The 22,174-nt window shown below is 68.0% G+C and carries 25 protein-coding genes; 14 read left to right on the top strand and 11 right to left on the bottom strand.

Translation table 11 applies throughout. The features are described 5' to 3' along the window. Nucleotides 1-47 precede the first annotated feature (47 nt). The 14 genes from ACQ5SP_RS01320 (at nt 48) to dxs (ending at nt 13,069) form a co-directional block, all read left to right on the top strand. Nucleotides 48-917 carry a polyprenyl synthetase family protein gene (locus tag ACQ5SP_RS01320; protein WP_430935631.1) on the top strand — a complete coding sequence of 290 codons (870 nt, stop codon included), beginning with the start codon at nt 48-50 and terminating at the stop codon, nt 915-917. A 5-nt stretch (nt 918-922) separates the two neighbouring features. Further along, nucleotides 923-2,053: a methyltransferase gene (locus ACQ5SP_RS01325; protein WP_430935633.1), complete on the top strand. Its 1,131-nt coding sequence runs from the start codon at nt 923-925 to the stop codon at nt 2,051-2,053. Between the two features lie 126 nt (nt 2,054-2,179). Then, a complete protein-coding gene (bchC, locus tag ACQ5SP_RS01330; RefSeq protein ID WP_430935635.1) occupies nt 2,180-3,121 on the top strand; it encodes a chlorophyll synthesis pathway protein BchC in 942 nt (313 codons plus the stop codon). Next, nucleotides 3,118-4,119 (top strand): chlorophyllide a reductase iron protein subunit X, encoded by a 1,002-nt coding sequence (locus ACQ5SP_RS01335; protein WP_430935637.1) that lies wholly within the window; start codon nt 3,118-3,120, stop codon nt 4,117-4,119. Before bchC ends, ACQ5SP_RS01335 begins: the two co-directional genes overlap by 4 nt. Next, entirely contained in the window at nt 4,106-4,249 is a 144-nt protein-coding gene (locus ACQ5SP_RS01340; RefSeq protein WP_430935639.1) for a hypothetical protein, read from the top strand. Before ACQ5SP_RS01335 ends, ACQ5SP_RS01340 begins: the two co-directional genes overlap by 14 nt. Then, complete coding sequence (gene bchY, locus ACQ5SP_RS01345) at nt 4,246-5,808, top strand: chlorophyllide a reductase subunit Y (protein WP_430935641.1); 1,563 nt, start codon at nt 4,246-4,248, stop codon at nt 5,806-5,808. The genes ACQ5SP_RS01340 and bchY overlap by 4 nt, the downstream gene beginning before the upstream one ends. Further along, nucleotides 5,808-7,280: a chlorophyllide a reductase subunit Z gene (bchZ, locus tag ACQ5SP_RS01350; protein WP_430935643.1), complete on the top strand. Its 1,473-nt coding sequence runs from the start codon at nt 5,808-5,810 to the stop codon at nt 7,278-7,280. The genes bchY and bchZ overlap by 1 nt, the downstream gene beginning before the upstream one ends. 3 nt (nt 7,281-7,283) lie before the next feature. Next, nucleotides 7,284-7,505: a cytochrome PufQ gene (gene pufQ, locus ACQ5SP_RS01355; protein WP_430935645.1), complete on the top strand. Its 222-nt coding sequence runs from the start codon at nt 7,284-7,286 to the stop codon at nt 7,503-7,505. 132 nt (nt 7,506-7,637) lie between these two features. Beyond that, the gene (gene pufB / locus ACQ5SP_RS01360) at nt 7,638-7,787 is read left to right on the top strand and encodes a light-harvesting antenna LH1, beta subunit (protein WP_430935647.1); all 150 of its coding nucleotides are present in this window, start codon (nt 7,638-7,640) and stop codon (nt 7,785-7,787) included. Nucleotides 7,788-7,802: 15 nt separating this feature from the next. Then, nucleotides 7,803-7,964 (top strand): light-harvesting antenna LH1, alpha subunit, encoded by a 162-nt coding sequence (pufA, locus tag ACQ5SP_RS01365; protein WP_084860649.1) that lies wholly within the window; start codon nt 7,803-7,805, stop codon nt 7,962-7,964. Between the two features lie 118 nt (nt 7,965-8,082). Beyond that, complete coding sequence (pufL, locus tag ACQ5SP_RS01370; protein WP_430935650.1) at nt 8,083-8,922, top strand: photosynthetic reaction center subunit L; 840 nt, start codon at nt 8,083-8,085, stop codon at nt 8,920-8,922. A gap of 3 nt (nt 8,923-8,925) precedes the next feature. Beyond that, complete coding sequence (gene pufM, locus ACQ5SP_RS01375; protein WP_430935652.1) at nt 8,926-9,912, top strand: photosynthetic reaction center subunit M; 987 nt, start codon at nt 8,926-8,928, stop codon at nt 9,910-9,912. 3 nt (nt 9,913-9,915) lie between these two features. Continuing rightward, nucleotides 9,916-11,034, top strand: a complete 1,119-nt coding sequence (gene pufC / locus ACQ5SP_RS01380; protein WP_430935654.1) for a photosynthetic reaction center cytochrome PufC — start codon at nt 9,916-9,918, stop codon at nt 11,032-11,034. 106 nt (nt 11,035-11,140) lie between these two features. After that, complete coding sequence (gene dxs, locus ACQ5SP_RS01385) at nt 11,141-13,069, top strand: 1-deoxy-D-xylulose-5-phosphate synthase (protein WP_430935656.1); 1,929 nt, start codon at nt 11,141-11,143, stop codon at nt 13,067-13,069. 67 nt (nt 13,070-13,136) lie between these two features. On the opposite strand, the gene ACQ5SP_RS01390 is transcribed toward dxs, so the two are convergent. The 11 genes from ACQ5SP_RS01390 to bchL all read right to left on the bottom strand — a co-directional run bounded on the left by ACQ5SP_RS01390 (nt 13,137) and on the right by bchL (nt 22,122). Continuing rightward, entirely contained in the window at nt 13,137-13,577 is a 441-nt protein-coding gene (locus ACQ5SP_RS01390; protein ID WP_430935658.1) for a c-type cytochrome, read from the bottom strand. A gap of 71 nt (nt 13,578-13,648) precedes the next feature. Continuing rightward, nucleotides 13,649-14,863, bottom strand: a complete 1,215-nt coding sequence (gene hemA, locus ACQ5SP_RS01395; RefSeq protein ID WP_430935660.1) for a 5-aminolevulinate synthase — start codon at nt 14,861-14,863, stop codon at nt 13,649-13,651. Further along, on the bottom strand, nt 14,853-15,668 hold the full coding sequence (gene puhE / locus ACQ5SP_RS01400; RefSeq protein ID WP_430935662.1) for a putative photosynthetic complex assembly protein PuhE: 816 nt from the start codon (nt 15,666-15,668) through the stop codon (nt 14,853-14,855). The genes hemA and puhE overlap by 11 nt, the downstream gene beginning before the upstream one ends. A gap of 63 nt (nt 15,669-15,731) precedes the next feature. After that, nucleotides 15,732-16,856: a magnesium-protoporphyrin IX monomethyl ester (oxidative) cyclase gene (gene acsF / locus ACQ5SP_RS01405; protein ID WP_430935664.1), complete on the bottom strand. Its 1,125-nt coding sequence runs from the start codon at nt 16,854-16,856 to the stop codon at nt 15,732-15,734. Further along, complete coding sequence (locus ACQ5SP_RS01410; protein ID WP_430935666.1) at nt 16,853-17,149, bottom strand: hypothetical protein; 297 nt, start codon at nt 17,147-17,149, stop codon at nt 16,853-16,855. Before ACQ5SP_RS01410 ends, acsF begins: the two co-directional genes overlap by 4 nt. A 13-nt stretch (nt 17,150-17,162) precedes the next feature. Further along, nucleotides 17,163-17,630, bottom strand: a complete 468-nt coding sequence (gene puhC, locus ACQ5SP_RS01415) for a photosynthetic complex assembly protein PuhC (protein WP_430936257.1) — start codon at nt 17,628-17,630, stop codon at nt 17,163-17,165. 13 nt (nt 17,631-17,643) lie between these two features. Next, entirely contained in the window at nt 17,644-18,282 is a 639-nt protein-coding gene (puhB, locus tag ACQ5SP_RS01420) for a photosynthetic complex putative assembly protein PuhB (RefSeq protein ID WP_430935668.1), read from the bottom strand. 16 nt (nt 18,283-18,298) lie between these two features. Then, on the bottom strand, nt 18,299-19,072 hold the full coding sequence (gene puhA / locus ACQ5SP_RS01425) for a photosynthetic reaction center subunit H (RefSeq protein ID WP_430935670.1): 774 nt from the start codon (nt 19,070-19,072) through the stop codon (nt 18,299-18,301). A 28-nt stretch (nt 19,073-19,100) separates the two neighbouring features. Beyond that, nucleotides 19,101-20,549, bottom strand: a complete 1,449-nt coding sequence (locus ACQ5SP_RS01430; RefSeq protein WP_430935672.1) for a PucC family protein — start codon at nt 20,547-20,549, stop codon at nt 19,101-19,103. Continuing rightward, the gene (bchM, locus tag ACQ5SP_RS01435; RefSeq protein WP_430935674.1) at nt 20,546-21,226 is read right to left on the bottom strand and encodes a magnesium protoporphyrin IX methyltransferase; all 681 of its coding nucleotides are present in this window, start codon (nt 21,224-21,226) and stop codon (nt 20,546-20,548) included. Before bchM ends, ACQ5SP_RS01430 begins: the two co-directional genes overlap by 4 nt. Then, complete coding sequence (bchL, locus tag ACQ5SP_RS01440; protein ID WP_430935676.1) at nt 21,226-22,122, bottom strand: ferredoxin:protochlorophyllide reductase (ATP-dependent) iron-sulfur ATP-binding protein; 897 nt, start codon at nt 22,120-22,122, stop codon at nt 21,226-21,228. The genes bchM and bchL overlap by 1 nt, the downstream gene beginning before the upstream one ends. Nucleotides 22,123-22,174 lie beyond the last annotated feature (52 nt).

The following is a 22,174-nucleotide window of genomic DNA, read 5'->3' on the forward strand; positions in this document are numbered from 1 at the left end:
CATTAGATGACTGAAAAATCTGACAGGCGTTCGCCGGGGAGTCTGATATGCCACTACGCGACCGGATCGATGCCGCAGTGACCAGGGCCATTTCGGCGGCGCGGGTCGATCCCGCCCCCCGGCAGCTTGCCGACGCGCTGGGCTACGCGACGACCCCCGGTGGGGCGCGCATCCGGCCGACGATCCTGCTCTCGGTGGCGGGGGCCTGTGGCGACGACCGGCCGGCCGTGTCGGACGCGGCCGCGGCGGCGCTGGAGCTGATCCATTGCGCCAGCCTCGTCCATGATGATTTGCCCTGTTTCGACGATGCCGACATGCGGCGCGGCAAGCGCTCCGTCCACAGGGCGTATTCCGAACCGCTGGCGGTGCTGACCGGCGACAGCCTGATCGTCCTGGCCTTCGAGGTCCTGGCCCGGGCCGCCGTCACGGATCCCGCGCGCGGGGCGCAGCTGGTGCTGTCCCTGGCGCGGCGGACCGGGATGCCCAACGGCATTTGCGCCGGGCAGGGCTGGGAAAGCGAGCCGCAGGTCGATCTCGCCGCCTATCATCGTTCGAAGACGGGGGCGCTGTTCATCGCCGCGACCGAGATGGGCGCCATTTCCGCCGGCCACGATCCCGAGGCCTGGCACGATCTGGGAGCCCTGATCGGCGAGGCCTTCCAGGTGGCCGACGATCTGCGCGATGCGCTGATGGACCAGGACACGCTGGGCAAGCCCGCCGGCCAGGACGCGGCGCATAACCGGCCGAACGCCGTCCAGGCGCTCGGCGTCGAGGGCGCGACCAAGCGGTTGACCGATATTCTCGCGGGCGCCATCGCCTCGATTCCCTCCTGCCCGGGCGAAGCCGATCTTGCCCGGATGGTGCGGATGCAGGCCGCCCAGCTCGTTCCCAGCGTTCCCGCCGGCAGCCGGGCCTGACCCGCATGGCCGCGCGGGTGGACGGGGCGACGGGCGGCTTCTCGCCGGCGGCATGGATCGCGGGCCTCGTGGCGCGCCCCGGGTTCCAGCGGATCGCCGCGCGCCTGCCGCTCTCGCGCGGTATCGCCCGCCGCGAGGGCGCGGCGCTCTTCGATCTGTTGCAGGGTTTCGCGAAATCCCAGGTTCTCCTGGCGCTGGTGGAGCTTGACCTTTTGCGGCGCCTTCTGCGCGGCCCGGCCGCGCCGGCCGATCTTGCGCCGGGCAGCGGGCTCACGCCCGAGCGCATGGCGATCCTGCTGCAGGCCGGGGCGGCGATCGGCCTGTTGCGCCGGCGGCGCGACGGGCGTTTCCGGCTGTCGCGGCGTGGCGCGTTACTGCTCGGGGTGCCGGGGCTCGAGCTGATGATCCGGCACAACGCCGTGTTCTATCGCGACATGTCCGATCCGGTCGCGGTACTGGCCGGCAGCCGCGAGACCGAGCTCGCGCGGTTCTGGCCCTATGTTCTCGGCGCGACGGGCGACGTCCCGCCCGAGACGGCCGCGGCCTATTCCGAGCTGATGGCCCAGTCGCAGGCGCTGGTGGCCGAGGACACGCTGGACATGGTGCCGCTGCGCGGGGTCCGCCACCTGCTGGACGTCGGCGGCGGGGCGGGGGCCTTCGTCGCGGCCGTCGCGGCGCGCTATCCGCGGATGCAGCTCGGGCTTTTCGACCTTCCCGCGGTGCTGCCCGCGGCCGAGGCCAGGCTTGCCGCCGCGAATCTGTCAGCACGGGTGACCTGTCACGCCGGCTCCTTCCGCCGGGATCCGTTGCCGGCCGGCGCCGACGCGATTTCGCTGGTCCGGGTGCTCTACGACCATGACGACGCCACGGTGGCGGCGCTGCTGGGGGCCGTCTTCGCCGCGCTGCCGGCCGGCGGACGGCTCATCGTGGCGGAGCCGATGGCCGGCGGCGCCGTGCCCGAGCCTGCCGGGGACGTCTACTTTGCCTTCTACACCATGGCCATGGGCACGGGGCAGGCGCGGTCCGCCGCGCGGATTGCCGACATGTGCCGGGCCGCCGGATTCGCCGACGTGCAGATTCCGCGGGCACGCCGCCCCTACATCACGGGCGCGCTGACCTGCGTGAAGCCGGCATGACACCTCTCTCCCAGAAAGTGTAATGTAAACTTGACACATTGAGCTGTTGAGTTAGTGTTACAGAAGGACATTCGTCGTCACCGAGTCATGCCGACCAGCGAATGGGCCGCGAAAAGGGAGGCGCAGATGGAAACCCGCGCTGTCTTCCTGAACGATGTCGAGGATCTTCGCCTTGATACGCTGGCGCTGAAGGCGCCCGGGCGCGGTGACATCGTCGTGGACATCGCGCATTCCGGGATCTCGACCGGGACCGAAAAGCTCTTCTATTCCGGCCGCATGCCGCCTTTCCCGGGCATGGGCTATCCGCTGGTGCCGGGCTACGAGGCCGCCGGCGAGGTGGTCGAGGCCGGGCCCGACACCGGGTTCCGGCCGGGGGACCATGTTTTCGTGCCGGGGGCCGACTGTTTCGACGGCGCCCACGGCCTGTTCGGCGGCGCGGCGGAACGGCTGGTGACCGCGGCCGACCGCGTGACCCGCATCGACCCGGCGCTTGGCGCCGAGGGCGCTTTGCTGGCGCTGGCCGCCACGGCCCGCCACGCCATGGCCGGGCTCGAAAAGGCGGTGCCCGAACTGATCGTGGGGCACGGCGTTCTTGGCCGGCTGCTGGCGCGCCTGACCGTGGCGGCCGGTGCGCCCGCGCCCACCGTCTGGGACTCCGAGCCCGACCGCCGGACCGGTGCCGCCGGCTACCAGGTGATCGCGCCCGAGGACGATCCGCGGCGCGATTACCGCGCGATCTACGACGCCTCGGGCAGCCCCGAGATCCTCGACCAGCTGATCGGGCGGCTCGCCAAGGGCGGCGAGATCGTGCTCGCCGGCTTTTACCCCGAGGCTCTCAGCTTTGCCTTCCCGCCGGCTTTCATGAAGGAAGCCCGCTTCCGCGTCGCCGCCGAATGGACCCGCGACGACCTGGCCGCGACGGCCGCGCTGGTCGAGAACGGGGCGCTCTCGCTCGATGAGCTGATCACGCACCGCGCGCCCGCGGCGAACGCGCCAGAGGCCTACAGAACGGCCTTCTACGATCCGGCCTGTCTGAAAATGATACTCAACTGGAAGGACGCAGCGTGAAGGACGACGTACCGAACCTCAAAGATTTCGACCAGCGCCTGCGCGACGAGGCCCACGAGGATCTCGCCGATCTCGTGACCGACGAACCGACCAAGAAGACCCAGATCATCGCGATCTACGGCAAGGGCGGCATCGGCAAGAGCTTCACGCTGGCCAATCTCAGCCACATGATGGCCGAGCAGGGCAAGCGCGTGCTGCTGATCGGCTGCGATCCGAAATCCGATACCACCTCGCTGCTCTTCGGCGGCAAGGCCTGCCCGACGATCATCGAGACCTCGACCAAGAAGAACCTCGCCGGCGAGCAGGTCGAGATCGGCGATGTCTGCTTCAAGCGCGGCGGCGTCTTCGCGATGGAGCTCGGCGGGCCGGAGGTTGGCCGCGGCTGTGGCGGACGTGGGATCATCCACGGCTTCGAGCTGCTGGAAAAGCTTGGCTTCCACGACTGGGATTTCGACTACGTGCTGCTGGATTTCCTCGGCGACGTGGTCTGCGGCGGCTTCGGCCTGCCGATCGCCCGCGACATGGCGCAGAAGGTGATCCTGGTCGGGTCCAACGACCTGCAGTCGCTCTACGTCGCCAACAACGTCTGCTCGGCGGTGGAATATTTCCGCAAGCTCGGCGGCAATGTCGGTGTCGCCGGGCTGGTGATCAACAAGGATGACGGCTCGGGCGAGGCGCAGGCCTTCGCCGAGGCGGTGGACATCCCGGTCCTGGCCGCGATCCCGCAGGACGACGACCTGCGCAAGAAATCCGCGAACTACCAGATCGTCGGCACCGCCGAGAGCCAGTGGGGCGATCTCTTCGCCGGTCTGGCCGAGGCCGTGTCGGGCGCGCCGCCGGTGCGTCCCGCACCGCTCGACCAGGACGCCCTCCTGAATCTCTTCGACGGCTCGGACACGGGGGCCGGCGTCACGCTGGAACCGGCGACCGACGCGGATATGCGCGGCAAGAACGCCAAGCCCAAGGAAAGCCTGGAGGTGATCTATGACGAAACGTGATCCCGTAAGGGAAACCACGCTGCGCGAGGTCCAGGCCCTGCTGAAGCAGGCCCGGCCGGACCAGATCCGCCGCCTGCTGCACGACATCTACGCGAGCGGTTCCGCAGAGGAGGGGGCCGAGGCCAGATGAGCGACGAAGTCACATATGACGACGCCGCCGAGGCCGAGGTGATCCGGGGCGAATCCCGTTCCGACGCGCCCGCGCTGGAAGGCGATCCCGGGCTCGGCTGTCATTCCGGCTCCGAGATGGAGAAGGCCGCGCGCATGGCCGGGCAGTCCGATCTGCTCGACCAGTACGCGCGGGACTATCCCACGGGCCCCCACGACAAGCCGCAATCCATGTGCCCGGCCTTTGGCAGCCTGCGCGTGGGCCTGCGCATGAAGCGCGTGGCCACGGTGCTCAGCGGGTCGGCCTGCTGCGTCTACGGGCTGACCTTCGTGTCGCATTTCTACGGCGCGCGCCGGTCGGTCGGCTACGTGCCCTTCAACTCGGAGACGCTCGTCACCGGCAAGCTTTTCGAGGATATCCGCGACAGCGTGCACCAGCTGGCCGACCCGGATCGCTTCGACGCGATCGTGGTCACCAATCTGTGCGTGCCCACGGCCAGCGGCGTGCCGCTGCGGCTGTTGCCAGACGAGATCGACGGCGTGCGGATCGTGGGCATCGACGTGCCCGGTTTCGGCATTCCGACCCACGCCGAAGCCAAGGACGTGCTGGCCGGCGCGATGCTGAACTATGCCCGCCAGGAGGCCGAGGCGGGCCCCGTGCCGAAGCCCGAGAGCGGGGTGTCCGACCGGCCGACCGTCACGCTTCTGGGCGAGATGTTCCCGGCCGATCCCGTGGTGATCGGCCAGATGCTGGACCCGCTCGGCCTGGCCGCCGGCCCGGTCGTGCCCTGCCGCGAATGGCGCGAGCTCTACGCGGCGCTGGATTGCGGCGCGGTGGCGGCGATCCATCCCTTCTACACCGCGGCGGTCCGCGAGTTCGAAACGGCGGGGCGTCCGATCGTGGGCAGCGCGCCGGTCGGTCACGACGGCACCGCCGCCTGGCTCGCGGCCATCGGCGACGCCTTCGGCCTGCCCGCGGACAAGGTGGCCACGGCGCAGAACGCCTTCCTCCCGGCGATCAGGGGCGCGCTGGCCGCGGCCCCCATCAAGGGGACGATCACGCTCAGCGGGTACGAGGGCAGCGAGCTGCTCGTCGCGCGTCTGCTGATCGAGAGCGGGGCGGAGGTACCTTATGTCGGCACCGCCTGCCCGCGGACGCCCTGGTCCGAGGCCGATGCCGAATGGCTGCGGGCGAAGGGTGCGACGGTGAAGTTCCGTGCCTCCCTCGAAGAGGATTGCGCCGCGATGGAGGGCGTGAAGCCCGACCTGGCCATCGGCACCACCCCGGTCGTGCAGAAGGCCAAGGAGCTGGGCATCCCGGCGCTCTACTTCACCAACCTGATCTCGGCCCGCCCGCTGATGGGTCCCGCCGGGGCCGGCAGCCTCGCCGAGGTGATGAACGCCGCCATCGCGGGCAAGTCCCGCATGGACCACATGCGCGCCTTCTTCGAGGGCGTGGGCGAGGGCGACACCGCCGGCGTCTGGGAAGGCGATCCGAACCTGCGCCCGGAATACCGCGCGCAGAACCTCAAGAAACTCGAGAAACAGCAACGCGCCCGCAAGGCGCAGGAGATGATCTGATGCTGGTGCAGGACCACGACAGGGCCGGCGGATACTGGGGGGCGGTCTACGCCTTCTGCGCCGTGAAGGGCCTGCAGGTCGTGATCGACGGCCCCGTCGGCTGCGAGAACCTGCCGGTCACCTCCGTCCTGCACTACACCGACGCCTTGCCGCCGCATGAACTGCCGATCGTGGTTACCGGTCTGGGCGAGGAAGAACTGGGCCGGGACGGCACCGAAGGCGCCATGAAGCGCGCCTGGGGCACGCTCGACCCGGCGCTGCCGGCGGTCGTCGTGACCGGGTCCATCGCCGAGATGATCGGCGGCGGCGTCACGCCCGAGGGCACCAATATCCAGCGCTTCCTGCCGCGCACAATCGACGAGGACCAGTGGGAGGCCGCCGACCGCGCGATGACCTGGGTCTTCACCGAGTTCGGCATGACCAAGGGCCGGATGCCCAAGGAGAAGAAGCGCGCGGAAGGCGCCAGGCCGCGGGTCAATATCCTCGGCCCGATGTACGGCACCTTCAACATGCCCTCCGACCTGCACGAGATCCGCCGCCTGGTCGAAGGCATCGGCGCCGAGATCAACATGGTGATGCCGCTGGGCGCGCACCTGGCCGAGATGCGCGATCTGGTCAACGCCGACGTGAACATCTGCATGTATCGCGAGTTCGGCCGCGGCCTGGCCGAGGTGCTGGAAAAGCCTTACCTGCAGGCGCCAATCGGCGTCGAAAGCACGACCCTCTTCCTGCGCAAGCTGGGCGAGCTTCTGGATCTCGACCCGGAACCGTTCATCGCGCGCGAGAAGCATTCGACGATCAAGCCGGTCTGGGATCTCTGGCGGTCCGTCACGCAGGATTTCTTCGCCACCGCCAAGTTCGGCATCGTCGCGAACGAGACCTATGCCCGCGGCATCCGCAAGTTTCTCGAAGGCGACCTGGGCCTGCCCTGCGCCTTTGCGGTCGCGCGCTGCGCCGGGGCGAAGACCGACAACGAGGAGGTGCGCGCGCTCATCGCCCGCGAACGTCCGCTGATCCTGCTCGGCTCGATCAACGAGAAGATGTACCTGGCAGAGCTGCAGGCCGGCCACGGGCCGCGGCCCGCCTTCATTCCGGCCAGCTTCCCGGGCGCCGCGATCCGGCGCTCCACCGGCACGCCGATGATGGGCTACGCCGGCGCGACCTACCTGCTCCAGGAAGTCTGCAACGGCCTCTTCGATGCGCTGTTCCATATCCTGCCGCTCGGCAGCGAGATGGACGCCGCCGCCGCGACCCCGACACCGCTCCGGCGCGAATTGCCCTGGGACGAGGACGCACAGCGCGCGCTCGACCGCATCGTCGCCGACCACCCTGTTCTGACCCGCATTTCTGCCGCCAAGAGCCTGCGCGACGCCGCCGAGGAAGCGGCTTTGCGCAAGGGCGACACGCGGGTCGCCATCGAAACGGTCCGGGCGCTCTCGCCCGAATCCCGCACGGTTCACAAGGAGGACTGATCCATGACCGATGTCACATCAAGCCCGGCGCGCCCGCGCGCATCCTCGGGTCGCAGCATCGAGTTCCACGTCTATTTCGCAATGATCTTCCTGCTGGCGCTGCCCTTCGGCAGCTTCCGCTGGCTGCGCGACATCGTGCGGTTCCGGACGCTCAACCTGCGCGGCCCGCTGGCCCGTGCCTGGGCCGAAGCGGACCGGATCACGCCTTTCATCTTCTCGGCCTGAGCTTTTTGCCCGGTGATCCGAGATACCGACTGCCTGCCCGTGAGGGCGGACAGACTCCCGCGGGGCCATCCGGCCCCGGGGGACCCGGCCGCGGGGGTCGCGGCGTCAGCATAACGTTCCGGAGGAAAGTTCATGGCTGATAAATCCGACCTGTCCTTCACAGGTCTCACAGACGAGCAGGCCCAGGAACTGCATTCGGTGTACATGAGCGGCCTTTGGCTGTTCGCGCTGGTTGCAGTCGTCGCGCACATCGCGACGTTCATCTGGTTCCCGTGGTTCTGAGGAAGGGGTTGAGAAATGGCTAAATTCTACAAGATCTGGCTGATCTTCGACCCCCGCCGCGTTTTCGTGGCGCAGGGCGTGTTCCTGTTCCTGCTCGCGGCGATGATCCATCTCGTGCTGCTCAGCACCGACGGTTTCAACTGGTTTGAAATCGCCGCTGAGAAGTACGGGCGCTGATCCACGCCTGACGCAAGACTGCCGCGGGCGGGTCGGCTCGCCCGCGGCCATCGCAGAGAGATAGAACGGTCCGCCGGGGACCCGCCCCGACAGGCCGCGAAAAGCGGAGACGACGGAAATGGCGGTGCTTAGTTTCGAACGCAAATACCGGGTCCGCGGAGGGACGCTGATCGGCGGCGATCTGTTCGACTTCTGGGTCGGCCCGTTCTACGTGGGCTTCTTCGGGGTCACCACGGCCTTCTTCGCCGCCCTCGGGACGATCCTGATCCTGTGGGGCGCGGCCCACCAGGGAACCTTCAACCCCTGGCTCATCAACATCGCGCCGCCCGACCTGAAATACGGCCTCGGGCTGGCGCCGCTCATGGAAGGCGGGCTCTGGCAGATCATCACGATCTGCGCGCTGGGCGCGTTCATAAGCTGGGCGCTGCGCGAGGTGGAGATCTGCCGCAAGCTCGGCATCGGCTATCACGTGCCGATCGCCTTCAGCTTCGCGATCCTCGCCTACGCGACGCTCGTGGTCTTCCGCCCGCTCCTGATGGGGGCCTGGGGGCACGGCTTCCCCTACGGCATCTTCAGCCATCTCGACTGGGTGTCGAACACCGGCTACGCCTACCTGCACTTCCACTACAACCCGGCCCACATGCTGGCGGTGACCTTCTTCTTCACCACCACGCTGGCGCTGGCGCTGCATGGCGGCCTGATCCTGTCGGCGGCCAATCCCGAGAAGGGCGAAGAGGCCAAGACGCCGGATCACGAGGACACCTTCTTCCGTGACTTCATCGGCTACTCGGTCGGCACGCTGGGGATCCACCGGCTCGGCCTGCTGCTGGCGCTCAATGCCGGATTCTGGTCGGCGGTCTGCATCATCATCAGCGGACCCGTCTGGACCAAGGGCTGGCCCGAGTGGTGGAACTGGTGGCTCGAGCTGCCGATCTGGCCCAGCCAAGTGGGGATGTAAGACATGATCGAGTATCAGAACATATTCACCCAGGTTCAGGTTCAGGGTCCCCCGGAACTGGGCATGGACAACGAAAACAACATGGCCGCGGAACGGATGATCACCCCGTTCTTCAGCCGGCTCGTCGGCTGGATCGGCAACGCCCAGATCGGCCCGGTCTACCTGGGCTGGACCGGCCTGATCAGCCTGGCCACGGGGATCCTGTGGCTCAACATCATCGGGCTGAACATGCTGGCGCAGGTCGGCTGGTCGATCCCGGAATTCCTGCGCCAGGGCTTCTGGCTGGCGCTGGAACCGCCGGGGCCGGAACATGGCCTGTCGATGCCGCCCCTCGACGATGGCGGGTGGTACATCATAGCCTCCTTCTTCCTGCTGGTGAGCGTCTGCACCTGGTGGCTGCGGTCGTACCTGCTGGCCAAGCAGCAGAAGATGGGCAAGCACGTCGCCTGGGCATTCGCCTCGGCGATCTGGCTGTTCCTCGTGCTGGGGCTCTTCCGCCCGGTCCTGATGGGCAGCTGGTCCGAGGCGGTGCCCTACGGCATCTTCCCGCATCTCGACTGGACCACGGCTTTCTCGATCCGCTACGGGAACCTCTACTACAATCCCTTCCACTGCCTCTCGATCGTGTTCCTCTATGGCTCGGTCCTGCTCTTCGCGATGCATGGCGCGACCATCCTGGCCGTGACCCGCTTCGGCGGCGACCGCGAGCTGGAGCAGATCTACGACCGGGGCACGGCAAGCGAACGCGCGGCGCTGTTCTGGCGCTGGACCATGGGCTTCAACGCCACGATGGAAGGCATTCACCGCTGGGCCTGGTGGTTCGCGGTCCTGACCCCCATCACGGGCGGCATCGGGATCCTGCTCACCGGAACGGTCGTGGACAACTGGTTCATCTGGGCGCAGGAGCACAATTTCGCGCCGATGTATGACGGGTCCTACGGCTACGAGAGCTACGGGTCCTACGAGGCCTTCATAGGGCAGGAGGACTGAGCGATGTTTCCCAAATGGTTCGACAAGTGGAATCGTGAGAATCCCACCGACATCTATGGGCCTGCCGTCATCATCGGGGCGATCGGGGGCGCCGTCTTCGTCGCCACGATGCTGGTGGCCTGGGGCCAGCCCTATGCCACCGACAGCATGCAGACCGGGCCGCGCGGCACCGGCATGTCCGTGCCAGAGTTCAAGGTCGACCTGGCCGAGCCGGACCCGGATATCGCGCTGCTGCTCGAGGATCCGCCCTATCCGCCGATGGAAGGCGAGCCGCTGGCCGGCGAGGTCTACGAGAATGTCCAGGTTCTGGCCGACGTGCCCGAAGGCAACTTCCTGCGGGTGATGAACGCCATCACCCGCTGGGTCGCGCCCGAGGAAGGCTGTGCCTACTGCCACGGCGACGGGCCGCTCGAGACCTATGGCGAGGACAACCTCTATACCAAGGTCGTCGCGCGGCGGATGATCCAGATGACCCAGAACTTCAACGAGAACTGGGACGGGCATGTCAACGCCAACAAGCAGGTGGGCGTGACCTGCATGACCTGCCACCGCGGCGAGAACGTGCCGAGCGACATCTGGTTCAAGATGACGCCGGTGACCGAGGCGACCTCGGGCTGGTCGAGCAACCAGAACCGCGTGACGATGCAGAGCCAGTACACCTCTCTGCCCTCGGACGCGCTGGAGACCTACCTGCTCGATTATGGCCGGATCGGGGTCCACGATCTCGAGAGCCGGGTCGCCGGCATTCCCGGCCAGGACGACTATCCGGGCATCCAGCAGGCCGAGCGCACCTACGCGCTGATGAACTACGTCTCGAACTCGCTCGGGGTGAACTGCCTGTTCTGCCATAACAGCCGGGCGTTCTACGACGGCAGCCAGGTCACCCCGCAATGGGCGACCGAGAGCCTCGGGATCGGCATGGTGCAGGAGATGAACAACGAGTATCTCGTGCCGCTCCGCGATCTCTACCCGCCCGAACGCCTGGGCCCGGTCCATGCGGACGCGCCGAAGGCGGCCTGCAAGACCTGCCACAAGGGCTACCAGCAGCCGCTGCAGGGCACCAACGTCATCAAGGACTGGCCGGAACTGGCCACGACGGGGGCGCCGGACTACGGCAACTGAGCTTCCGGGCCGGCGCGGCTGCGCGCCGGCCCGTTTCACATCGCGCCGCTTGCGTTGCGTCCCGTCGCGCGGGCGACGCCAGAGCCACCGCCCAGGGGAGGGTGCGATGACCAGGGATCTGCCGAACACACCAACGCTCGACCGGGTTGCCGGACCCGCGGACCTGCGACAGATGCCGGACCGCGATCTGAAACGGCTGGCCGACGACCTGCGTGCCGAGACCATCTCGGCGGTGTCGGAGACCGGCGGCCATCTGGGCTCCAGTCTCGGGGTCGTAGAGCTGACGGTGGCGCTGCACGCGGTCTTCAACACGCCGATGGACAAGCTGATCTGGGACGTCGGCCACCAGTGCTATCCCCACAAGATCCTCACCGGCCGCCGCGACCGGATCCGGACGCTGCGCCAGAAGGACGGGCTCTCGGGGTTCACCAAGCGCGCAGAGAGCCCCTACGATCCCTTCGGCGCGGCCCATTCCTCGACCTCGATCTCGGCGGCGCTGGGCTTTGCCGTCGGGCGCGACATGGGCCAGGCCACCGGCGACGCCATCGCCGTGGTGGGCGACGGTGCGATCAGCGCCGGCATGGCCTACGAGGCGATGAACAATGCCGGGCACGAGGGCCGGCGGCTCTTCGTGATCCTGAACGACAACGAGATGAGCATCGCGCCCCCGGTGGGCGCGATGTCCTCTTACCTGAGCCGGCTCTATGCCGACGAGCCCTTCGCGCGCATGCGCGACTTTGCCGAGGGCGTGGAAGCCGCCATGCCCGAACCCGTGCGCCAGGGCGCGCGGCGGGCCCGCCAGCTGGTGACGGGGCTGACCGGGTCCGGCACGCTGTTCGAGGAGCTGGGATTCGACTATGTCGGCCCCATCGACGGGCATGACATGGACCAGCTTCTGCGGGTGCTGCGCGCGGCGCGGGCGCGGGCCACGGGGCCGGTCCTGATCCACTGTTGCACGGTCAAGGGCAAGGGCTACGTCCCGGCCGAGACCAGCGCCGACAAGTATCACGGCGTCGGCAAGTTCGACGTCGAGACCGGCACCCAGGCGAAGAAATCCGCCGCCGCGCCGTCCTACACCAGCGTCTTCGGTCGGGCTCTCACCGCCGAGGCCGAGCGCCATCCCGAGATCGTGGCGGTCACCGCGGCGATGCCCTCGGGCACCGGCGTCAACATCATGGCCGAACGCTTCCCGGCGCGGGTCTTCGACGTGGGGATCGCCGAACAGCATGCCGTGACATTCGCCGCCGGAATGGCCGCGAGCGGGCTGAAACCCTTCTGCGCGATCTACTCGACCTTTCTTCAGCGCGGATACGACCAGGTGGTCCATGACGTGGCCCTGCAGGGGCTGCCCGTGCGCTTCGCCATCGATCGGGCCGGGCTGGTGGGGGCCGACGGGCCGACCCATGCCGGTGTCTTCGACATCGGCTACCTCTCCGCCTTGCCGGGCTTCACGGTGATGGCCGCGGCCGACGAGGCCGACCTGACCCACATGGTCGCGACCGCCGCGGCCCATGACGCCGGGCCGATCGCCTTCCGCTACCCACGGGGCGCGGGAACGGGCGCCGCGCTGCCCGAGCGCGGCGAAGTGCTCGATATCGGCCGGGGCCGGATCCTTCGGGACGGCGAGGACGTGGCGATCCTTTCCTTCGGCGCGCATCTCGGCGCGTGCCGCGCCGCCGCCGACGCGCTCGCGACCGAGGGCATCAGCGTCACGCTGGCCGATGCGCGGTTTGCCAAGCCGCTCGACACCGACCTGGTGCTGCAGCTTGCGAGACGCCACCGGGTGCTGCTGACGGTGGAGCAGGGGGCCGAAGGCGGTTTCGGATCGATCGTGATGCACGCGCTTGCGCGTCACGGGGTCTTCGACCGGGGCCTCGCGATCCGCAACATCTGCCTTCCCGACCGCCTCATCAACCAGGCCAGCCCGGAAGAGATGTATGCCGAGGCCGGCATGACGGCCGCCGACATCGCCCAGGCCGCGCGCGGCGCCTTCGACGGGCGTGGAAAGGTCTACCCGCTCTCGGCGGCACGCTGAAGGCCGCCAAGGCAACGGGGCCGCGCCGGTTTCCCGGCACGGCCCCGCGAAACGGCTGGCCCGTCGATCAGCTTTCGGGAGCCGGGCTGACGGAGGCGAGATACGCCCAGACGTTGATGGCGTCTTCCTCGCTGCGCACCATGTAGGACATCTTGCCCCGGCCGGACTCTCCGGTCGTTTCCTGAAGGTAGCCGGTCGGGTCCTGCACGTAGGCCGCGAAGCTCTCCTCGTCCCAGGCGAGGCCCTGCTCGCCGGCGGTGACCATCAGGTCGGAATAGTTGAAGCCCTCGACCGAGCCTGCGGTCCGGCCCACGATACCATAGAGGTTCGGGCCGACGCGTCCGCCGCGCTGGATGTTGTTGCCGTCGTCATCGACGATCATGTGGCACGCCCTGCACTGGCGGAAAACCTGCTCTCCCTCGGCCGGATCGCCGGAGGCATGGTTGTCCGCGAACACCGGCGAGGCCAGCGTTGCAGCCGCGAAGGCCATTGGAATAACGCGCGTCATGGTGTTCTCCTCCTGCTAAAGACTGGGTGAAGAAACTAGCGCGCTGGTCGCCAAGTCAACGGGCCTGCCGTCTAGGCGACCGCGTGCGCGATGGCGCATTGCTTCCAGAGGGTCGAGAGCGCGGCCACCAGATGGTCGATATCCGCCTCGCTGTGGAGCGGCCCCGGCGTGAAGCGCAGCCGCTCGGTGCCCTTGGGGACCGTCGGGTAGTTGATCGGCTGGACGTAGATGCCCCAGTCCCGCATCAGGATATCCGACAGCATCCGGCACTTGACCGGATCCTTGATCGGAACGGGGATGATGTGGCTGGGGTTGTCCATGTGGGGAATTCCCTGCGCATCCAGCCGCGCGCGCATGTAGGCGACCCGCTCGCGCTGGAGACGGCGCTCGGTATCCGAGGTCTTGAGATGCGCGATCGAGGCCTGTGCGGCCGCCGCCACGGCCGGGGGCAGGGCGGTGGTGAAGATGAAGCCGCTGGCGAAGGAACGGATGAAGTCGCAAAGCGCCGCCGAGCCGGTCACGTAGCCGCCCATGCAGCCGAAGGCCTTGCCGAGCGTCCCCTCGATCAGCGTGATGCGATGGGCGAGCCCCAGTTCCTCGGACACGCCGCCGCCGCGCGGGCCGTAGAGCCCGACCGCGTGGACCTCGTCCAGATAGGTCATGGCCCCGTGCTTCTCGGCCACCTCGATGATCTCCTCCATGGGGCAGATGTCGCCATCCATCGAGTAGACGGATTCGAAGGCCACGATCTTTGGCGCGTTGACGGGCAGCGCCGAGAGCTTGCGGTCGAGATCCTCGGGGTCGTTGTGTTTCCATATGACCTTGTGGGCGCGCGAGCCGCGGATGCCCTCGATCATCGAGGCGTGGTTCAGCGCGTCGCTCAGGATCACGGCGTCGGGCAGCCGGCTGCCCAGCGTCGAGAGCGCGGCCCAGTTCGAGACGTAGCCCGAGGTGAAGAGCAGCGCGGCATCCTTGCCATGCAGGTCCGCAAGCTCGTGCTCGAGCGCGACATGGTGGCTGTTCGTGCCCGATATGTTGCGCGTGCCACCGGCACCGGTGCCGCATTCGTCGATCACGTCCTTCATCACCTGCCGCACCGCCGGGTGCTGGCCCATGCCGAGATAGTCGTTCGAGCACCAGACCGTCACCTCGTCGGGGCTGTCCTCGTCATGGCTGCGGGCCCGGGGAAAGGCGCCGCAGCGGCGCTCGAGTTCCGCGAAGACGCGGTAGTTTCCCTCTTGCCTCAGCGCATCGAGCTGCGCGGCGAACATGGCATCAAAATCCATGATGTCCCTCCGGTCGTGTTGTTGTTCTTCGTGTCTGCTTCGGCGCGGGCAGCATCCAGCGCCAGAGTTTCGCGTCCGGCAGCGGCAGGACCATCAGCCAGTGTTCCAGCAGTGCCAGCCCGGTGATCGCGGTCAGCAGGGCGTAGCCGGCGATCTCGCCCGGCGTGCCCGCCGCGTGCAGCCGCTCCAGCCAGCAGGCCACCGCGAAGCTGAGCGCGGTGATCGAAATGGGAAAGACCCAGTTCAGCCGCGAGATGCGGAAATGGCTCTCCAGATGGCCGAGCGCCTCGGGCAGGAATTCGGTGTTGATGCGCGGCACGCCGAAATAGAGGTTCAGCTTGGCCGAGATCCGCGCGAGGTAGAGCGTCGCGAAGGTCCAGAGCCCGAAGGCGTTCTCGGCCCCGGCGCCGTAGAGCCACATCAGGACCAGCACCGCGGTCAGAAGCATCTCGTGATAGGCGATGGTGCCCCAGGCCCGCAGGAACCGTTCCAGTTCGGGCACGCCGGGCGGGCAGCGCCGCAGCACCGGCCCCGTGATCGTGCCGGTCAGGAAGGACAGCTCGATCCAGCCCCAGATCGCCAGGGCCGACAGGAAACCCGCATAGGCCCCGCCGAGCCCCGTCGCGGGCAGCGAGGCGACATAGCCCCAGATGCCCAGCGCCAGCAGTGGAAGGGCCGCAAGGGTGCAGCCGAAGGGGGCGCGGGGCCCGGCGCGCTCGGCATGGCGGACCAGCATCAGGATCGCGCCGGTGGAGAACCACCAGACGAAGAGCGCGAAGAGCGCGGCGATCCAGGCTTCGCCCATCTCAGCCCCCCTGCGCCGGGGCGCGACCGCCCCGGACCGTGCCATATGTCGTCCCGGCCCGCATCAGTAGGCGGGCTCGAGCCGGGTGGTGGCCGGGACGGCGTGCTTTTTCGCCGGGATCATGTAGAGCCCGGCGAAGGCCGCCGCCGCGCGTGCCTGTGCCGACATCCGGCGCAGCATGGCCCCGAGACCGGACCCGGCCTTGGCGCGGGCCAGGTCGGCGTTGGCCTTCTGGAGCTTCTTCAGCCCCGCGGCCCAGCGCGGATTGTCGATATCCAGCGTGATCGGGAAGATCTGCTTGGAGAGTTCAGAGGTCTTGCGGAAGACCTCCTCGCCGTACCAGTCCGTATCGACGCCGAGCGCCTCGTGGAAGGCCGGGCGCTGGTGGTCGCGCACATACATCGTGGCGAAGACGGCCGTCAGGAAGAACTTGATCCACAGGACGTTGCGCCCCGCGGTCAGTTTCGGGTCGGTCTTCATCAGGAGGGCGAAGGCCTCGCCGTGACGGAACTCGTCGTTGCACCATTCCTCGAACCACTTGAAGATCGGGTGGAAGCGGTGCTCGGGGTGCTTCTCGAGGTGGCGGAAGATCGTGATATAGCGGGCATAGCCGATCTTCTCGCTGAGATAGGTGGCGTAGTAGATGAATTTCGGACGGAAGTAGGTGTATTTCTTCTTTTGCGTCAGGAAGCCGAGATTCACCGCCACGCCCGCCTCGCGCAGGGCGTCGTTGATGAAACCCGCATGCCGGGCCTCGTCGCGGGCCATGAGCTGGAAGAGCTGCACGATGTCGGAATTCTTCCCGCGGCGTTTCATCTCCTTGTAGAGAACGCAGCCCGAGAACTCCGCGGTGCAGGACGAGATCAGGAAGTCGATGAACTCTTTCTTCAGGTCGGGGTCCATGCCGTCCCAGTCGACGTGATCCCAGTCCTCGTTCTTCTTGAAGTGGCCCTTGTTCGGATCCGCCTCCATCTCGTCGATCAGCGCATCCCAGTCCTTGCGGACGGAAGAGACGTCGATCCCGTCGAGCTCGTCGAAATCAGTGGTGTAAAAGCGCGGGGTGAGCAGCGTGTTCTGCATCGCCACGTCGGTGGCGAACTTGCTGTCGAGCTTGGCCTGCTCTTCCTGGATCGCGAGCCCCTCTTCGACGGTCGTCGCGTCGGCGGTATGCTTGCTTTGCATGTTCATAGCGTGACCTCCTCGGAAAAGGAGAACTCGCAAAGCTCCATCACCTCGAAATCGCCGGTCAGGCGGGTCCAGAGCTGCTCGAGCTTGGAGGCGCGCACGATCGTGGCGTCGCGGTCCTCGCGGACGATTTCACCGAAGGGCGCCATGATCTCGGGCCCGTGAACCTTGACCTCGTCACCGGGGTAGACGGTCGTCCCGTTGTTGAAGCGCACATGCGCGTGCAGGCTTTCGAACTTGTGACTCACTTCCACGGTACATGGCGCGTGTTCGATATCCTTGGTCAGCCATCCCATTTTGGCTTCCTCCCTATTTTGCCAACAGCCTCGCGAAGGCGTTGGCGTTGTCTGCGCCGAATCCCATTAAATCGGCGCTCCAGCCCGTGCTCGGGTCGTGGATCGAAATGCGTCCGGTGTCGTAGGCGACGAGAGCCACCGGGCCATCGAGCGCGACGCGGTGCTTGGTCCGCTCGCGCTGGATGACGCGCCAGACGCCTGAAATGAATCCGCCCTCCTGGGGCGTGAGATCCGCGATCACCCGGCCATCGAGGTCGCGGATCGTGGCCGCACCGGCCATGTCGCCCGAGAGAAGAATCTCGCGGCTGAGCCTGACCTCGCCTTCGGGCGGCGTCGCGATCAGCGGCCGGTCGGTGAGCCGCGCGGCGGTCACCAGAACCAGCGTCGTCAGCACCAGCGCCAGCATCGCGCGCGCCATGGCGCGCGGGATCAGTTCCTTGTCGCGGGGCGGGGCGTGGGGATGTGTCTGGCTGTGGGACATGGCGATCACGTGTTCATTCGGCCGCGACGGAGGCGGCGGTGGGCTGACGCTGGAGCTGCGGCGTGCTGACCCGGGCCTCGGCGGCCTCGGCCAGGATATGGGCGACGCGCTCGGCCTCGGGGATGCAGCGCAGGGCCGGCTGCGTGCGGCGCATCACCCAGGGTCGGACATGCGGCCAGCAGACGAGATAGGAGAGCCGGGTCTCGCCCATCAGGTCGAGCGCGATCGTCCCGGTGCCGCCCCGGCGCAGGTCGAGGCCCGCGTTGCGGATCTGCGTGAAGGGCAGGTTCAGCGTCACGGTGAGGGCCGCGCCGATCCGCATGGCGACGCGGCGGTTCGTGATGGTGTAGACGGCGGCGCGGGCCTGGACCCAGCCGACGATCATCAGGAGCGCGCAGACGATGGCGCCGAGGATGATGAAGGGGAAAGAGGCCCGGAACGCGATCACGGCACCGACCTGGTCGGCCATCGTGACGAAGCGCCAGACCGCCAGCGCCACGAAATAGCCGGCCACCCAGTAAAGGCTGAGCGATTCCCGTGTCAGCGCCCACCAGTTCGGGCGGCCCTGCCACAGGATGTGTTCACCCTCGGGCGGGCGTTCCGGCAGGCCCTTGACCGGCTCTACGGCGAAATCGTCGTGATCGTGGTGCATGGCACCCTCCCGTTTGTTAGCCGAGCTGCGGTTCGAGCCGGCTCTCGCTGGCATAGAGCGTGCCGCCGGCATAATAGCCGCAGATCTTGTCTTCCTCGAGCAGCGTCACCTGGTTCGGCGAGGCATGCGCGGGGACCCCCGCGAAATGCTTGCCGAAGATCGAACGAACCTTGACGCGCTTCGACTGGATCCGCGCCATGGTCAGCGGGATCAGGCGCTTGCCGCCGCCATGCGCGGAGTCGAGTTCGACCTCGAGATAGCGGACCAGCTGCTCGGGCTCGTCGATCCACATGTCGGTGATGGTGCCGACCTCCTCGCCGTCGCCGGCCTGCACCGGCAGGCCGCGCGGGTCGCGACCGGCGGCCACGTGGAAATGCTCGGTCGCGGCCATCGGCACGATCTTGGGATGGCCCTGGCCGTCCAGTTCCGGCACGTCGCGGCGCGGCGCCCAAGAGGCCGGGCCCACGCCGTCGGCCATCGGGTCGCCCGTCGGCACGAAGGGAAAGCCGTTCCCGGCGGCGGTCTTCTCGACGGCGATGTCCGCACGTTCCGGCGTCTGGCCCGAGGGCACGGTGACCTCGCCCCGGCCGTGCGGCAGCTTGAAGGTCTTGTCGTCGGGCACGGGGAAAAGGCCCTGGTTGGCCGAGGGGTTGCCGTCGTCGTCCTCGAGCGGGTAGCCCTCGCGCATGTTCTCGCGCTGGATGTAGAAGATCAGCAGCGCGAAGAAGATCCAGAACAGCCAGAGGCTGACACTGGCCAGATCGACTTGTCCAAAGAATGTTTCGGTCATGGGTCTGTCCTTTCGCAGGATCGGCGGGTCATGTCGGGAAGTCGGTCAGGCCGATCCGTCCCGTTCCCGTTTTCGGAGTTTCAGGCGTGGACCGGGCGTAGCGCACCAGCGGTCCGAGAACCGTGAGCGTCACGAACAGCAGTCCGATCTCGATGTGGTAGACGACGGAGTACCCGGTCGCCGGCGTGTTCAGGGCCTCGCCCCAGGCGCCGCTCGTGGCGATGGCGTTGACCGTGTCGCGGATCGCCCCGCCGAAGCCGATCGACAGCCCCGCCGCGGTGGCCTGCGCGGCGCCCCAGGCGCCCAGCGCCAGCCCGTGCCCGGCCTTGCCGCCGCGCGCCGGCATGGTCATGGCGGCGGTGAGCGTCGCCACCGCGAACAGCCCGGCGCCGAAGCCGATCAGCGTGGCTCCGGCGAAGAAGATCGTGGCCGATCCCATCGGCGCGGCGAAGATCACGGTCGAGAAGGCGGCGATGCCGGCAAGCAGCCCGTGCCCGGCGATGCGATAGGGGTTGGCACCCTGTCCGAGCATGCGCGCCGCAAGCCCGAAACCGGCCAGCGCGCCGGCGGCCCAGACGGTGGTCAGCAGGGTGGTCGACGCGACCGAGAGCCCGAGGATCTCGCCGCCATAGGGTTCCAGCAGGACGTCCTGCATGTTGAAGGCCAGCGTGCCCAGGAAGACCACGGCCAGCAGGCGCCCGGCCTGTCCGCCGGCCACGAGGTCGGCCCAGGCGTCGCGCAGGCGCGGGCGCGGCGCCTCGCGCTCGGCCCGGGTCATCGGGCGCACCTTTTCCTGTTTCCAGAGCGCGATCAGGTTCAGCAGGATGCCGACGACCGCCGCGCCCTGAACGACGCGCACCAGCCTGAAGCTGGAGAAATCGGTGAGCAGCCAGCCGATGATCACCGCCGAGAGCCCCATGCCGAGCAGGAACATCACGTAGAGCAGCGCCACTACCCGCGGGCGGGTCTCGTCGTCGGCGCGATCGGTGGCGAGCGCGAGTCCCGCGGTCTGGGTCATGTGCAGGCCCAGCCCGGCCATCAGGAAGGCCAGCGCGGCGAGGACCTCGCCGGCCCAGCCGGGGCCGACGGCCTGCTGGCCGCCCAGGACCAGCAGCGCGAAGGGCATCACGGCAAAGCCGCCCATCTGCCAGAGCGACCCGAACCAGAGATAGGGAATACGCTTCCAGCCGATGGCGCTGCGATGGGTGTCCGACCGGAACCCCAGAAGCGCGCGGAACGGCGCGATCAGGACCGGCAGCGCGATCATCAGCGCCACGATGGTCGCCGGCACGGAAAGCTCCACGATCATCACGCGGTTGAGCGTGCCGAGCAGCATCACGGTCGCCATCCCGACCGACACCTGGAACAGCGAGAGCCGGAGAAGCTGGCCCATCGGCAGCCCCTCGCTGGCCGCATCCGCGAAGGGCAGGATGCGCGTGGTCAGGTGCATCAGCGGCGAGGGACGGCGCGGGCTCATGACGCAAGCTCCATCGCCTGGGAGATGTAGAAGCCCGAGGTCACCCGCTCGAGCGCGGCGAGCCGGCCCGGCGCGCCGGCCTCGGCCAGAGCCTGGGCAAGACTGGCGGGGCTGTGCGGCACCATGGTCGGCGACCGGTCCGCGCGCGGGAACAGCTTGCCCACCCGCCACATCGTCATCAGCAAAGGCGTGCGCGGTGCAACGGTAAAGACGACGCGGCCGTCGGTGCGCCCGCCCAGCGTCGCGAGGGCGCGGGCGATATCCGCATCGGCGTAGTAGATCAGGCTGTCCATCGCCATCACGTGATCGAAGCGCCCGAGCCGCGCGTCCAGCATGTCCCCGGACCGGAAGCTCACCCGCCCCCGCAGGTCGATGGGCAAGCGGGCCTCGGCGATCCCGACCAGCGACGGCGAGATGTCGACGGCCACGACGTCGGCGCCCCGGGCCGCAAGCTCGGCCGTCATCTGGCCGGCGCCGCAGCCGGCGTCGAGAACCCGCGCGCCCTGCAGGTCGTCGGGCAGCCGCGCGAGCATCTGCGCACGCATCCGGTCGCGCCCCGCCCGCACCGTCTCGCGGATGCGGCTGACCGGCGCGTCGCTGGTCAGCCTCTCCCATGTGCGGGTGGCGGTGCGGTCGAAATAGGTCTCGACCCGGCTGAGCGTGCGGTCATAGGACATCAGTCGAACCCCAGCAGTTCGAAAATGTCGCGGTCTTCCATCGGTGCCGGCGCCATCGGGTCGGTGCCGCGATAGAGCGTCTCGGCGAGCCGCACGTACTCGGCCCGGCAGGCGACGATATCCTCGTCGTCGTCCATCTCGAACAGCGTCTTCTTCTTGAGCCGCGAGCGGCGGATCGCGTCCACATCGGGCATGTGCGCGATGCGGCGGAAACCGACTTCCTTGCAGTAGCGGTCGACCTCGTCGGTGTCCCTGGAGCGGTTGGCGACGCAGCCGGCAAGGCGGACCTTGTAGTTGTTCGACTTGGCCTGCACCGCGGCGATGATCCGGTTCATCGCGTAGATGGAGTCGAAATCGTTGGCCGTGACGATCAGGGCGCGGTCGGCATGCTGGAGCGGCGCGGCGAAGCCGCCGCAGACCACGTCGCCGAGAACGTCGAAGATGACCACGTCGGTGTCTTCCAGCATGTGATGCTGCTTCAGCAGCTTCACCGTCTGGCCCACGACGTAGCCGCCGCAGCCGGTGCCCGCGGGCGGCCCGCCGGCCTCGACGCACTGGACGCCGCCATAGCCTTCGGTGACGAAATCCTCGGGGCGCAGTTCCTCGGGGTGGAAATCGACCTCCTTGAGGATGTCGATCACCGTGGGCTGCAGCCGCCCGGTCAGGGTGAAGGTGCTGTCATGCTTCGGATCGCAACCGATCTGCAGCACCCGCTTGCCCAGCTTGGTGAAGGCCGCCGACAGATTGGAGCTGGTGGTCGACTTGCCGATCCCGCCCTTGCCGTAGACGGAAAAGACCTTGGCGCCCTCGATCTTCATCGACGGGTCCTGGTGGACCTGGACGGATCCTTCGCCGTCCTGTCCCCGAAGGGCCGGGATATCGTCGCGCGGGCTCATGTCGCCTCCTTTTCGGAGCGGCGTGCCGCCGCCTCCTGTTGCGTCGGTTGGG

The sequence above is a fragment of the Rhodovulum sp. YNF3179 genome (assembly GCF_050586465.1).
Lineage (GTDB): Bacteria > Pseudomonadota > Alphaproteobacteria > Rhodobacterales > Rhodobacteraceae > CAJXYS01.

What these genes read in the sequence shown, in the direction of transcription:
- dxs (WP_430935656.1), top strand. Translation starts at nt 11,141, where the DNA reads ATGACCAGGGATCTGCCGAACACACCAACGCTCGACCGGGTTGCCGGA.
- acsF (WP_430935664.1), bottom strand. Translation starts at nt 16,856, where the DNA reads ATGAACATGCAAAGCAAGCATACCGCCGACGCGACGACCGTCGAAGAG.
- bchM (WP_430935674.1), bottom strand. Translation starts at nt 21,226, where the DNA reads ATGTCCTATGACCGCACGCTCAGCCGGGTCGAGACCTATTTCGACCGC.
- ACQ5SP_RS01325 (WP_430935633.1), top strand. Translation starts at nt 923, where the DNA reads ATGGCCGCGCGGGTGGACGGGGCGACGGGCGGCTTCTCGCCGGCGGCA.
- bchC (WP_430935635.1), top strand. Translation starts at nt 2,180, where the DNA reads ATGGAAACCCGCGCTGTCTTCCTGAACGATGTCGAGGATCTTCGCCTT.
- pufQ (WP_430935645.1), top strand. Translation starts at nt 7,284, where the DNA reads ATGACCGATGTCACATCAAGCCCGGCGCGCCCGCGCGCATCCTCGGGT.
- ACQ5SP_RS01320 (WP_430935631.1), top strand. Translation starts at nt 48, where the DNA reads ATGCCACTACGCGACCGGATCGATGCCGCAGTGACCAGGGCCATTTCG.
- pufL (WP_430935650.1), top strand. Translation starts at nt 8,083, where the DNA reads ATGGCGGTGCTTAGTTTCGAACGCAAATACCGGGTCCGCGGAGGGACG.
- ACQ5SP_RS01340 (WP_430935639.1), top strand. Translation starts at nt 4,106, where the DNA reads ATGACGAAACGTGATCCCGTAAGGGAAACCACGCTGCGCGAGGTCCAG.
- puhC (WP_430936257.1), bottom strand. Translation starts at nt 17,630, where the DNA reads ATGTCCCACAGCCAGACACATCCCCACGCCCCGCCCCGCGACAAGGAA.
- puhE (WP_430935662.1), bottom strand. Translation starts at nt 15,668, where the DNA reads ATGGGCGAAGCCTGGATCGCCGCGCTCTTCGCGCTCTTCGTCTGGTGG.
- pufA (WP_084860649.1), top strand. Translation starts at nt 7,803, where the DNA reads ATGGCTAAATTCTACAAGATCTGGCTGATCTTCGACCCCCGCCGCGTT.
- puhB (WP_430935668.1), bottom strand. Translation starts at nt 18,282, where the DNA reads ATGCACCACGATCACGACGATTTCGCCGTAGAGCCGGTCAAGGGCCTG.
- ACQ5SP_RS01430 (WP_430935672.1), bottom strand. Translation starts at nt 20,549, where the DNA reads ATGAGCCCGCGCCGTCCCTCGCCGCTGATGCACCTGACCACGCGCATC.
- hemA (WP_430935660.1), bottom strand. Translation starts at nt 14,863, where the DNA reads ATGGATTTTGATGCCATGTTCGCCGCGCAGCTCGATGCGCTGAGGCAA.
- ACQ5SP_RS01390 (WP_430935658.1), bottom strand. Translation starts at nt 13,577, where the DNA reads ATGACGCGCGTTATTCCAATGGCCTTCGCGGCTGCAACGCTGGCCTCG.
- puhA (WP_430935670.1), bottom strand. Translation starts at nt 19,072, where the DNA reads ATGACCGAAACATTCTTTGGACAAGTCGATCTGGCCAGTGTCAGCCTC.
- bchZ (WP_430935643.1), top strand. Translation starts at nt 5,808, where the DNA reads ATGCTGGTGCAGGACCACGACAGGGCCGGCGGATACTGGGGGGCGGTC.
- pufM (WP_430935652.1), top strand. Translation starts at nt 8,926, where the DNA reads ATGATCGAGTATCAGAACATATTCACCCAGGTTCAGGTTCAGGGTCCC.
- bchL (WP_430935676.1), bottom strand. Translation starts at nt 22,122, where the DNA reads ATGAGCCCGCGCGACGATATCCCGGCCCTTCGGGGACAGGACGGCGAA.
- pufB (WP_430935647.1), top strand. Translation starts at nt 7,638, where the DNA reads ATGGCTGATAAATCCGACCTGTCCTTCACAGGTCTCACAGACGAGCAG.
- ACQ5SP_RS01410 (WP_430935666.1), bottom strand. Translation starts at nt 17,149, where the DNA reads ATGGGATGGCTGACCAAGGATATCGAACACGCGCCATGTACCGTGGAA.
- bchY (WP_430935641.1), top strand. Translation starts at nt 4,246, where the DNA reads ATGAGCGACGAAGTCACATATGACGACGCCGCCGAGGCCGAGGTGATC.
- pufC (WP_430935654.1), top strand. Translation starts at nt 9,916, where the DNA reads ATGTTTCCCAAATGGTTCGACAAGTGGAATCGTGAGAATCCCACCGAC.